General features: G+C 41.7%; 5 protein-coding genes and 1 pseudogene. 5 read left to right on the top strand and 1 reads right to left on the bottom strand.

The genetic code is table 11. The features are described 5' to 3' along the window. Positions 1 to 29: 29 nt before the first annotated feature. Complete coding sequence (locus N6H18_RS16805) at positions 30 to 1,508, top strand: NupC/NupG family nucleoside CNT transporter (protein WP_262309444.1); 1,479 nt, start codon at positions 30 to 32, stop codon at positions 1,506 to 1,508. A gap of 33 nt (positions 1,509 to 1,541) precedes the next feature. Here the strand turns inward: N6H18_RS16805 and pckA are convergent. Next, positions 1,542 to 3,165 (bottom strand): annotated as a pseudogene (gene pckA / locus N6H18_RS18770) (phosphoenolpyruvate carboxykinase (ATP)). 495 nt (positions 3,166 to 3,660) lie between these two features. On the opposite strand from pckA, the gene N6H18_RS16795 reads away from it, so the two are divergent. The 4 genes from N6H18_RS16795 to N6H18_RS16780 are packed head-to-tail and all read left to right on the top strand — an operon-like array spanning position 3,661 to position 12,697. Then, the gene (locus tag N6H18_RS16795; RefSeq protein ID WP_262309443.1) at positions 3,661 to 6,852 is read left to right on the top strand and encodes a HEAT repeat domain-containing protein; all 3,192 of its coding nucleotides are present in this window, start codon (positions 3,661 to 3,663) and stop codon (positions 6,850 to 6,852) included. A 27-nt stretch (positions 6,853 to 6,879) separates the two neighbouring features. Beyond that, entirely contained in the window at positions 6,880 to 8,376 is a 1,497-nt protein-coding gene (locus N6H18_RS16790; RefSeq protein ID WP_262309442.1) for a hypothetical protein, read from the top strand. Between the two features lies 1 nt (position 8,377). Beyond that, on the top strand, positions 8,378 to 11,551 hold the full coding sequence (locus N6H18_RS16785; RefSeq protein WP_262309441.1) for an nSTAND1 domain-containing NTPase: 3,174 nt from the start codon (positions 8,378 to 8,380) through the stop codon (positions 11,549 to 11,551). Positions 11,552 to 11,566: 15 nt separating this feature from the next. After that, positions 11,567 to 12,697 carry an outer membrane beta-barrel protein gene (locus N6H18_RS16780; protein WP_262309440.1) on the top strand — a complete coding sequence of 377 codons (1,131 nt, stop codon included), beginning with the start codon at positions 11,567 to 11,569 and terminating at the stop codon, positions 12,695 to 12,697. The last annotated feature ends 6 nt before the right edge of the window (positions 12,698 to 12,703 follow it).

Genomic DNA, 12,703 nt, shown 5'->3' with positions numbered 1-12,703 from the left:
GCAACTTAAAAACCCTCGTTGGCTCCTTGATGATTGTAAGAAGTGTCATTCTCCTCTTTTTTTTCTGTTTCTCATTCTTTTTGTCGCCCGTTTGTGCGCAAGATTCTTTGCTGCTAGGCGTATCCGTTGACAGTATTTCTGTTGATTCCATACATTTGGTTGCAGCGCCTGTATCCCATGGTCATGACTTGATCACCCACGAACAGGATTCTACTGAAGACGGTTTTGTTTCAGTGCTCAGAGGGATGTTGGGTATCGTTGTGTTGCTTTTGATTGCGTGGTTATTTAGCAGCAATAGGAAAGCTATCTCTTGGAAGATCGTAGGGATAGGATTGGGGATTCAGTTGTTACTGGCAGTAGGTGTTTTGCACCTGTCAGCAGTGAGAATGGTTTTTGAATTTGTCGGTAAGCTATTTACACAAGTCCTAGAGTTTACAAAGGTTGGAAGCCAGTTTTTGTTTGGGAACTTGATGAGCATAGATTCATATGGTTTTGTGTTTGCGTTGCAGATTTTGCCTACTATTATATTTTTCTCTGCGATCACCAGTGTGCTTTTCTATTTAGGGATCATTCAAAAGGTGGTTTATCTGTTGGCATGGCTACTAGGTAAGGCGTTGAAACTAAGTGGAGCAGAGAGTCTCAGTGTCGCAGGTAATATTTTTCTTGGGCAGACCGAAGCTTCCTTGCTGATCAAAGGCTACATTGACAACATGAATCGCTCAGAGATTTTACTCGTGATGACGGGAGGAATGGCTACTGTGGCTGGAGGTGTACTGGCTGCATACATTGGTTTCTTGGGCGGAGATGATCCTGTCCAAAGATTGCTATTCGCAAAACATTTGCTCGCAGCATCGATCATGGCGGCACCTGGTGCGGTGATAGTTTCCAAAATCATATTCCCCCAGACAGAGGCAGTAGATAGAGAGGTGAAAATCAGTAAAATGAATGTTGGTTCAAACTTTCTTGATGCTTTGTCCAATGGTACGACCGAAGGATTGAAATTGGCAATGAATGTAGGAGCTATGCTGCTCGTTTTCTTTGCTTTTCTCTCCATGATGAATTTTGTACTGTTTCAGATTGGCTCCTTTACTGGCTGGAACGAGACCATCATGTCATTTTCGAATGGCAATTATAGTTCCTTGAGTTTGGAGTTTATCCTAGGGTATTTGTTTGCACCCTTGATGTGGTTGATTGGTGTGGGAGTAGAGGATATCACGCTTGTAGGTAGATTGTTGGGAGAGAAAATCATTGCGAGTGAGTTCGTGGGATATGAGAGTCTAGCAAGACTCAAAGGAGAGGGAGCTTTTGCACAGACTAAGTCTATTATCATGGCGACCTACATGTTGTGCGGTTTTGCTAATTTCGCCTCCATAGGTATTCAAATCGGAGGGATCGGAGGGATCGCTCCTAGCAAGAAAGTAATGTTGTCTGAGTTGGGATTCAAAGCCTTGATCGCTGGTACGATAGCATCCTTGCTGTCAGCAACTATCGTAGGAATGATCATGTAAGTAAGGCGATCTGAGACCGCCTTACAGGGACTGTTAGTCTTGATATTGGAGGTTGGGTGTAGGTTGCCCATCCATGATTTCTTCGCTTGCAAACTCCTCGAACTTCTTGAAGTTTTCAATGAATTTGTATGCCAAATCATTGGCTTTGGCATAGTATCCTTTGTCGTTTTTCCAAGTTTCTCTAGGGCTCAAAAGTACAGAAGGTACATCTGGACAAGTCATTGGTATCTGTACACCGTAGATTGAGTGTGTCCGATAGCCTACGTTTTTTAGTGTGCCATTGAGTGCGGCAGAAATCATCGCCCTGGTGTACTTTAGCTTCATTCTCGACCCAATGCCATAAGGACCACCCGTCCATCCCGTATTGATGAGCCAGACATTGACTTTGTTTTCTTCCATCTTTTGACCAAGCAATTCCGCATATTTGGTGGGGTGCAAAGGAAGGAAAGGTGCACCAAAACAAGCACTAAACACTGTTTGCGGTTCTGTGACACCCGCTTCTGTACCAGCTACTTTGGCAGTGTAGCCAGAGATAAAATGATACATAGCCTGCCCCTTGCTCATCTTGGAGATAGGAGGGAGTACACCAAAGGCATCACAGGTGAGAAAGAAGATGTTGCGAGGGATGCCACCAACTGATGGATTGGCTGCATTGGCAATATGGTGAATTGGATAGGCAGCCCTCGTGTTCTCAGTGACAGAAGATATTTTCATAATCCACTCTACGCGTACCCACATGGTAGCGTGTGTTTTCTACGATCGAACCAAATTTGATGGCTCGGAAGATGTCAGGTTCATTTTCTTCTGTTAGATCTATGACCTTGGCATAGCAGCCGCCTTCAAAATTGAATATGTTGGAGTCAGTCCAGCCGTGTTCGTCATCGCCGATCAAATCTCTGTTTGGGTCGGCTGATAGAGTAGTCTTACCCGTGCCTGATAGACCAAAGAAGATTGCTGTGTCATGTTTTTCTCTCCCCATATTGGCCGAACAATGCATCGATAAGATGTTTTCCTGGACTGGGAGCAGATAGTTGAGGACTGAAAAAATACCTTTTTTCATCTCTCCAGCATAGGCAGTACCTCCTATGAGAATGATGCGCTTTTTGAGATTGATGATAGCAAAATTCTTGCTCCTTGTCCCATCTGTCTCAGGATTGGCTTCAAATTCTGGGATACAAATAATGGTGAAATTCGGTTTGAACTCCCTCAATTTATATTCTTCAGGTCTGAGGAACATGTTGTAGCAGAATAAGTTGTGCCAAGCCTGGGTATTGACGACTCTGAGGTTGAGACGGTAGGTTTTATCAGCTCCAGCATAGGCATCTCGGATATAGACTTTTTTGTCTGCGAGGTGATTGAGCATTTTTTGATGGAGTAGCTCAAAATCGGTTTCTGAGAATGGAAGGTTGATGTCATTCCACCAGATGTGTTGAGCGCTCTCTTCGTCTCGGACAATGAATCGATCCTTGGGTGATCGACCCGTAAATTTACCTGTGTCGCACATCAAAGCACCTGTGCTCGTGAGTGTGCCTTCTTTGTTGAGGATGGCTTCTTCGATCAATGAAGCAGGCGGTAGATTCCAGTGTACCTGTGCTACTTTTTGAATCCCAGTGTACCCTATTCCGTGGGTTTCAGGGATGATTCCGAATTCTTGCATTTAGTCTAATTTTTGGGTTTAATGTTGTATCAAAGGTAAAGACTTTGATTTATTCAAAGGGCTTACGCAGAACATTTTAAGTTTCTTGTTAAAGTACAAATGAATAGGATTATTGTAGTTGTATTTTGTACCATTCTTAGATGTGATCCTGTTCTATATTCGTATAAGTCCTATAAGTATTCTTACCTAGTTGAAAATTGTTTCAATCGCTTTTTTTTTCTTATGTTTGAATGTTGGAGATGTAATCTATTGATGAATAAAAGACTACGTCCACGATGATATTGGATTCAGCTATGCGAAAGGTTATGTGAATCTGTGGATGTCATATTGGGATAGTTCAATTTTATTTTGAAATAATTCTGTTTTCAGTTAAGGAAAATATTTGACTATTACGAACTTTTACGCTTAACCGTGCTACAATCCTTTTTATCCTTTCTAGGCGGAAAACCTGGTGAAGAAAAGACTATGCTTCTATTGCTAAGCAAGGGTTTCTTTATGGGGGTTTTTTTGGCTACCTATCAAGTAGGAGCAGAAACGCTATTTATTGGCACTTTAGGGGAGGCTTATCTTGATGTCGCATTTTTCTTAGCGGGTGCTCTAGGAATATTCACAACAGCCTTGTATGTGTATATCCAGAAAAGGTCAAATTTTTCTACATTGGTTGTTTCCAATGCTTTTCTGATTTTTCTTTTCATATCACTGTTGAGACTGGCATTTTGGTACACAGACTATGATCAACTAGATGAAGGGTTTCAGATATTGCCTTTTATTTTGTTTGTAATGATAGGGCCTGTGACTGCTATCACACTATTGGGATTTTGGGGGATATTTGGTCGGATATTCGATCTCAAGCAAGCCAAACGAACCATAGGGGGAATCGATACTGGACAGTTGACGGCTACCATGATTGCCTTCTTTTCTATTCCGCTTTTGACTAGTTTGGATATCATTGACAACACGTATGACTTGTTGTTTTTCTCTGCATTTTCTGCCTTAGGTATATTGATCGTGACGATTTGGATTGTCAAAGATTACAACCTGGATGCCACGACTAAAACCAGAAAGGATGAGAAGGTTACTGTCCGACAAATAACATATAGAGACTTGTTCAAGGACAAATACATGAGGATGCTGTGCTTGTTTATGGTGTTTTCTATGAGTTCAGCGGTATTTGCCAATTACGTTTATATTTCTGCCACAGAAATCATGTACCCTGTTGATCCCAATCCAGAAAAGGGAGATGAAGAGTTAAGGAATTTCCTATCGTTTGCCAATGCGGCGGTCATGGTATTGAGTTTTATCATCCAAAGTTTTATCAATGATATCATCATTGGTCGTTTTGGGTTGAGGGTATCACTGATGGTGATGCCATTGGTACTTGGTTTGTTTACGATTGGTGCGATTTTTTCTGGACACATGTTTGGTTATGAAGAAAAAACAGATGAGTTCCTCTTTTTCTTTATCTTTTTGGTTGTAGGCAAGGTGTTTACCTCTTCACTCAAGGATGCGCTAGAGAATCCCGCCTTCAAATTGTTTTTCTTGCCCTTTGATGTAAAAATCCGCTTTGATATCCAATCAAGAATAGAGGGAGTAGTCAATCAGACTGCGATCTTGATTGCTGGAGGCTTGCAGATAGTCATGGGTTTGTTTGTCTTCTTTGAACTCATTCATTATGCCTACTTTATCCTTTTACTGGCAGGGTTCATTATTTACTACGCAGGCAAACTGTACACTGAGTACAAGTCACAATTGCTACTGACTCTGGAAGATCAAAAGGTTAAACTTCATGGTGCAGGAACAAAAAATGAATACAATACCATCAATATTCTGAAAAAAGAACTCTTGAGAAGGGACGAGGGAAGAGCGCAAAATGCCCTCAAATTGATGGAAAAAATGGAGCCAATTCTGCTCGATTTTTCATTGCTAGATTTTATTCGCTCACAGCATAAGTCACTTCGACAATATGCCTACTACCGATTGGGGTATTTGATGAGCTTCAATACGCTGGATATACTAGAGAGAGAGATTAAGAAGGAAGAAGACCCAGAGGTTCGTTTGGTAGCTGCCAATACTATAGAGGTACTTCAGGAGTTGGAAGATTACCAGCTTACCGAGGCAGGAATCAAGAAATTGGTACGGTCTACTGAAACCAAAGATAGGATATTTGCGGCACGAGTGCTGGTTAAGCTGGAGGATGATAAGTTTGTGCCGTTCCTCACCGAGCTGTTGCGTGACATCAATCCTTCTGTACGCAGAGCGGCCATCACCACTGCAGGGAAGCTGAAGCGACCAGAGTTTTGGAATGTCCTGATAGAAAATTTGCACATACCTGCGTATAGCAATTATGCTGATTCAGCATTGATAGCTTCTGGAGAGACGGTTTTCTATGCCATAGATTCAGCATTTTACAAAACTGCACAGCATACGGATACCATGGTTCGGATTATTCAAATCATGGGTAAGATTGGGGGAAAAACCGCCAGTGAAATGCTCTGGAAAAAGATTGATTTTCCTGACAAGGCCATCGTTTCTGAGATGCTGTTGTCACTCAGTTACATTGGGTTTTCTGCCAAGGATTTTTATGCGGCGAGGATTAAAATTGCGATTGAAAGTACCATCAGCGATTTGGCTTGGAACATCAAAGCGGTACAAGAGATACCTAGAACAGACTTCTTTGATCGCTTGATTTTTGCTGCTTTTGAGGAAGAAAACAAGAAGAATTTTGATTTGATCTTCATGTTGCTATCGATGATATATGATGCACAGAGTATCAAACTCGTGCGTGACAATATTGACTTAGGAACTACGGACAGTGTGTCATTTGGGATTGAGATGCTTGATATTTTTGTGGATGAGAACATCAAGCCCAAACTATCTGCAGTGTTGGATGATGTGACTCCTGAAGAAAAGCTGAAAAGGTTGAACAATTATTTCCCTCCCGAGAACTTTGAGGATTATTCGGATTTGCTCTTGCAGATAGTCAACCGAGATTACAACAATATCAACAAGTACACCAAGTGCCTAGCGATCTATAAACTATCTCTGATCAGAGGTCAGAAGGTGACAGATGATTTGATTGCCAATTTGTTCAATCCAGATTATGTGATGGTACAAACGGCGGCAGCTACGATGTACAAACTAGATGCGGATGCCTATCAATACCATACCAAACGATTAAAAACTACCTTGAAAAAGAGATTGGACAAGGATATTGTTCCTCCAGTTTTCAAAATCAATCAGGAGGATGTTCATCAAAAGCTTTTGGTGATAGAAAGGGTGATTATGCTCAAGCAGATTGAGATTTTCAAAGGAATACCAGGGGTGATTTTGCTTGAACTTTGCAAGAGATTTGAAGAGATCAAAGTAGGAGCCAATACTACGATTGCCGAGATTGGCGATTATGGTACAGCACCAGTTTATATAGTATTGAAGGGGTCACTCAGAGTGGATTATGAGGACGGCACCAGCAAGATATTGGAGGAAAAAGGGATCGTAGGACACAAGTTAATCTTGATGTCGGACGTTTACCCCTACAACTTGACTACAGAGACAGAGTGTTTGTTGCTTACAATAGGTAAGGACGAATTGTACGATGCAGTTTCTCGCAATGTAGAGATGGTCGATGGTATCCTTACGATAGTCAACGAAAGTGAGATAGAAGAAGAAGTTGAGTCATTATTCAATTGATGATATATACCAGTAAAGCAACCGAGAATGAAATTTGAACACGATATATTACTTGCTTATCATACTTTGGATGATCAGCCTATCAGTGGTGATGGCAAAGGTTGGGTGACGAATTTTTATAAGTTTCTCTCCACACTTGTAGAGCAAGTTTCAGGTGTCAAGCCTAAGATCAAAATGGTCAACGAAAGCGATAGCCACCTTGATTTGTATAGCAACAGTGCCTTGTTGATTTCAATTTTTTCTAAAAACTTCCTCAATAATCCCATTTTGATCAATGGGGTGAATCTCTTTGCCAGTACAGCCAAAGAAAGTGGTTCATTACAATTGGGAGGATTGTCTAGATTGCTCAAAGTCATCAAGTTTCCCATTGATATAGATGAGTATTTGCCTGATTACTCAGACATACTGTCCTATGATTTTTATCAGATTGATCCACTGACAGGGGAGCCTCAGGAATTCAGACGGTTCTTTGGTAACGAGGCAGAGCGAAGCTACTGGATGAAAATGGTGGATATGGCCTATGATATTCATCAAATCCAAAGGAAACTAGAGGAGGTCTCTACACAAAAGTCGATTCCTAAAGAAATAGACAAAGAGAAGACGATTTATTTGGCGAACTCTGGTGTAGATATGATCATCCAGCGAGATATAGTCAAGAGAGAATTGATCAGACATGGATACCGTGTGTTGCCAGACCAGTCTCTACCCAAAGAGATTCACTCTCTAGAATCAGTCGTAAAGAAGGACTTGGAGAGTTGCTGTTTGTCTATTCATTTGATCGGAGAGGATTATGGATATGCACCACGAGGATCAGAATTGTCAGTGGTCGATATTCAAAACAAGATTGCTTCAAAACATACTTTTGAGTTGAATGAAAAGAACAAAAAAGGCATCACTTCGGATAAATTCAGCAGATTGATTTGGTTGTCTCCAGATTTGAAAAACATCAGCGAGAGACAGAAAATATTCATAGAGGATCTAAAAAGTGACGCTGCGGCACTTGATGAAGCAGAAGTGTTACAAATTCCACTTCAGGAATTAAAATCTATCATCAGAGAGGAATTGGTCACAGGTGGTCGATTCAAATCAAAGGAAAATAAACACGATCACTCTTTGCCTGATGAGGGCAACATCATCTACCTCATCTGTGACCAACTCGATTTGGAATCTTCCAAGCCCATATCTGAATATTTGAAACAAAAGGGTTACAATGTAGTGACTTCTTTGTTTGAAGGACAATTGATGGATTTGAGGTATTTGCACCAGGAAAATTTGAGACGCTGTGATGCTTCGCTGATCTATTTTGGAAAATCCTCTGAAGATTGGATTAGAACCAAACTTCAAGATTTGCTCAAAGCTCCAGGCTTTGGGAGAATCAAGCCGATGAAGGCTTCAGCGATATTTGCTGAGGATCAATCCAGAGTCGACAATCAAAATATACAAATGACCAGAACAATGGTATTGGGAGGAGCATCGTTTGTACCTACATCATTAGATCCATTCTTAGCTAAACTGGAAAACTAACATGACCGAAAAAGACTTACATACTAGCGATACCAGATTGGATGATATCACCCAATTCGTAGACCCCTTTCCGGGGTTGAGACCCTTTGGTGTAGAAGAAAGTCACCTGTTCTTTGGACGTGAGGGTCAGAGCGACGAAGTTTTGATGAAATTGTCAGAGAACAAGTTTGTTGGAGTTTTAGGCGCATCAGGTAGTGGGAAATCATCTTTGATGTATTGTGGATTGATACCTACGCTATATGGTGGGTTCATGACTCAAGCCGGATCCAATTGGAGAATTGTCGTGACAAGACCAGGTGGAGGTCCTATTGACAACCTTGCAGAGTCTTTGCTATCCAAAGATGAGCAATACAATAGCATAGACGAAGAGGATAAGCTCATCCGTAAAACTATTACTTCAACAGTATTGAGAAGTAGTTCTTTGGGCTTGATCGAGGCAGTGAAGCAACTCAAGTCATCAGAACATGAAAACGTATTGATTCTGGTCGATCAGTTTGAAGAGCTTTTTAGGTACAAAAAATTAGAAACCTTGTCTTCAGATTTGGACGAGTCTTCTGCATTTGTCAACCTCTTGTTGGAGGCAGTTCATCAGTATGATGCACCGATTTATGTAGCATTGACGATGCGATCAGATTTTATTGGTGATTGTGCACAATTCCCAGAATTGACGCAGATGATCAATGACAGTCACTATTTGATTCCACAAATGACGAGGGATCAAAAAAGATTGGCTATCGAAGGACCTGTAGCTGTAGGTGGAGGTAAAATAGCGCCCCGTTTGTCTCAGCAATTGCTCAATGATGTCGGAGATAATCCCGATCAACTCCCAATTTTGCAACATGCATTGATGCGTACATGGCAATTTTGGAAAGAGCATCGTCGTGAAGACGAGCCTATGGATTTAAAGCACTACAATGCAGTAGGTACTTTGAGAGAAGCACTCTCTCAACACGCCAACGAAGCTTTTGATTCATTATCCAAACGCGAACAGCAGATTTGTGAGTCTATGTTCAAGGCGCTGACAGAGAGGGGGACAGAATCCTCTGGTATCAGACGTCCTACCAAAGTAGGGACTATTGCTGCAATATCTGGCGTCACAGAAGACGAAGTAGGCAGAGTAGTAGACAAGTTTCGCGAACCAGGTAGAACCTTGCTGATGCCGCCGCATGGTGTTAGACTAGATTCAGATACGGTAATCGATATCTCTCACGAAAGTTTGATGAGAATCTGGACAAGGCTCAAGTCCTGGCTGGACGAAGAATCTAGGTCAGCAGAGATGTATCTCAAACTGTCTGACTCAGCTGAGAGATTCCAGATGGGTAGAGCAGGTCTGTGGAAGATGCCAGATTTGCAATTGGCATTGAACTGGCAGGAAGAAAACAAACCAACTTTGGTTTGGGGACAGAGATACGAGCCTGCCTTTGAACGTACGATGGTTTTTCTTGAAACCAGCAAGAAGGCATATGAAACTGAGCAGCGCAACAAAGAATTGCTGCAAAAACGAGCTCTGAGACGATCTAGGTTGATTGCTGTAGTGCTTGGGGTAGCGATGCTGATATGTATTTTCTTTGTGGTACTAGCTCAGATACGTGCTGGAGAAGCAAAAAAACAAACCGCGAAGGCAGAGGCCAATTTGGAATTGGCCAAGATTCAGGAGGCGAAAGCATTGGAGCAAGAGAAGCTGGCTAATGAAAAAACGGTAGAAGCTAGAAAGGCACTGGAAAGAGCAGATGAAGAGAGGCTGAGGGCACAAGCTGAAGCAGAAAATGCGAGGAAGGCAGAGGCAGCAGCCAATGCTCAGAGGCTAAAGGCAGAGGCTGCACAAGCACTCGCTACTAGAAATGCTAATAAAGCCAGAGCAAGTGCAGAAGAGGCACGTTTGGCACAGATTGAGGCAGATAAAAGTGCGCAAGTTGCCAATGAGCAGAAGCTAGCTGCATTGGCACTTCGGTATCAGGCAATTGCCAATTCGATGGCAATCAAGTCACTCAATATAGATGATGATGTGGAGCAGCAAGCGTTGATCGCGCGCCAAGCTTGGAAGTTTGATAACCAGTACTCAACCAAGCAATACAACCCTGATGTGTATGCTGGGGTGTATTATGCAACCAAAGCATTGACAGGTGGAGATTCATCTACTTTTAACCACTACATAGGTCACACTGAGGCAGTTAGGTCTGTGAAGTATTCCAAAGATGGCCAACGCATGTACTCTACAGGTAGCGACGGGAGGATTTTGCTATGGGATATGGATACCAGAAAAAGCACACAATTGCTCAACAACTACCAAGTCAACCGTGTAGTCGATATCAGTCCTGATGAAAACTGGCTGGCAATAGGTAGTGACAATGATCAGATTCTTTTGTACAATTTGAAGAGCAAAGATGCCGTTCCTAAGGAGATCAAAGGACACCAAGGGGTGGTACATGATTTGGTCTACCTCAATAACAACAAAGGATTCATATTTACTTCCAGTGACAAAGTGATCAGGCTTTATGATTTTAACCAGAGCAAGGAAATAGCAAGAGTTGCTTCAAGAGTCAAATCATTGGCAATTAGTCCTGATGGGAGGTATTTGGCAGGAGGAAGTGATTCTGGGAGTGTCTACCTCTGGGATATGGAAAACAACTACGAGGAAACCTCTCTCTATGTACAACAAGGTGCTTCGGTGAGTGCAGTGACCTTCAGTGGGGACGGGCGTATCCTAGCATTTGGAGATGAGACGGGTGACATAGTTTTATGGGATTTGGAAGACAACCGTACCATCAAAAAACTGAGTTCACATAACGCTACGGTTACTGAATTGGACTTTAACAACGACAATTCACTGTTGGCTTCATCTAGTTTGGATGGTACAGCCAAACTATGGGTGATGAAATACCTGAATGACCTACCGATAGATCTTGATGACCATCAAAGTTTAGACAAGATTGGCAATAAGAGTTATGTCTGGGCTGTATCGTTTGCGCCAGATGGTTATTCTTTGGTCACCGCAGCTGGCGATGGCGTGATTAGGTTGTGGCCTACTCAGCCTGATCAGATGGCATTGGCAATCTGTGAGTTTGACATTGTCAATGAGAATTTGACTCAAACGACATGGGAGGCCTATGTAGGGGATGATATTGAATATGAGTACACCTGTGAGGGAATGCCTAAACGTGAAGAATTAGAATAAATAAACTGACTGAGTTTGAAAAAAATACTTATTCCACTAGTACTTATTTTGGGAATGGCTTTGGAGTCTTATTCGCAAGTGAGTTGTACCCAAAAACTGAGTGAAGCTGAAGATTTGTATGATGCAGGTAGGCTTTATGAAGTGACCAAAAAAATCAATGAAGGAAACTGCTTGTCATCAGGAAAGGATGGATTCACGAAGGAGGAGAAGATCAAAGCGTATCGTTTGTTGGCATTGGTTTATTTATTTATGGATAACGAACCTGACGCAGAAGACGCTGTTGTGAACCTACTATTGGTAGACCCAGAGCATCCGGAAAATGATCCAAATGATCCTGCGGAGCTAAAGTATCTTTTTGCAAAGTATCGTTCCAAACCCATCTTTAGAATTGGGACTTTTATCGGAGGAAATGCAACTGGTATTCATTCAATGAAAACCTATGCAGTGTTTAATACCTCATCCAATGATTTTGATTCTGTAGGGAGTCCAATTTCCAAACAATATTCCTCTAAAATGGGTTTTTCAGCAGGTATTGGAATAGAATATATGTTGGTCAAAAATCTAGAGATTTTATTAAGAGCAACGTATGCCAGTAATGTATATGAGGTCAATTACAACTTGATTAGCAATGGTAGTTATGAAGCAACCAATGCTTTTGAGGTATTGTTGACTGAGTCCCAACAATGGTTGAGAACACCACTGGCTTTGCGGTACAACATTCCTATTGGGACAGTGACACCCTATGTAATGGGAGGAGTATCCTTTGATTGGTTGTTGAGTGCAAAAATGACAGGTAACAGAGGAGGATTAGGAACCAAATTTGTGACTGATTTAGATTTGGTGGATTTAAAAATGCGAAATAGGACGAATTGGTCATATCTAGGAGGAGTGGGAATGAAAGTTAATTTTAAGCGGACAGACTCCTTTTTTATAGAAGCTACTTACAGCGTAGGTGCGCAGAATTTTGTTAACTCCGCCAATAGGTATGCTTCGGATCAGTTGAATTATAATATGGGACATATAGATGACGACATGGCCATCAATAGTTTGGCTGTCAAGGTGGGTTATATCAAGTCATTCTATAATCCTAAGAAGTATTCGGATAAGAAACTGCAAAAGGTAAATCAGAAGCGAGCTAAGAAATGATGGATA

Origin of the sequence: Reichenbachiella agarivorans (assembly GCF_025502585.1) — a bacterium.
GTDB classification, from domain to species: domain Bacteria; phylum Bacteroidota; class Bacteroidia; order Cytophagales; family Cyclobacteriaceae; genus Reichenbachiella; species Reichenbachiella agarivorans.
Note: the sequence above shows the minus strand (reverse complement) of the source record. Positions and strands in the feature narration are given on the sequence as shown.

Excerpts from the sequence above, each read along its gene's own strand:
- N6H18_RS16785 (WP_262309441.1), top strand. The coding sequence starts at position 8,378 with ATGACCGAAAAAGACTTACATACTAGCGATACCAGATTGGATGATATC.
- N6H18_RS16790 (WP_262309442.1), top strand. The coding sequence starts at position 6,880 with ATGAAATTTGAACACGATATATTACTTGCTTATCATACTTTGGATGAT.
- N6H18_RS16805 (WP_262309444.1), top strand. The coding sequence starts at position 30 with ATGATTGTAAGAAGTGTCATTCTCCTCTTTTTTTTCTGTTTCTCATTC.
- N6H18_RS16795 (WP_262309443.1), top strand. The coding sequence starts at position 3,661 with ATGGGGGTTTTTTTGGCTACCTATCAAGTAGGAGCAGAAACGCTATTT.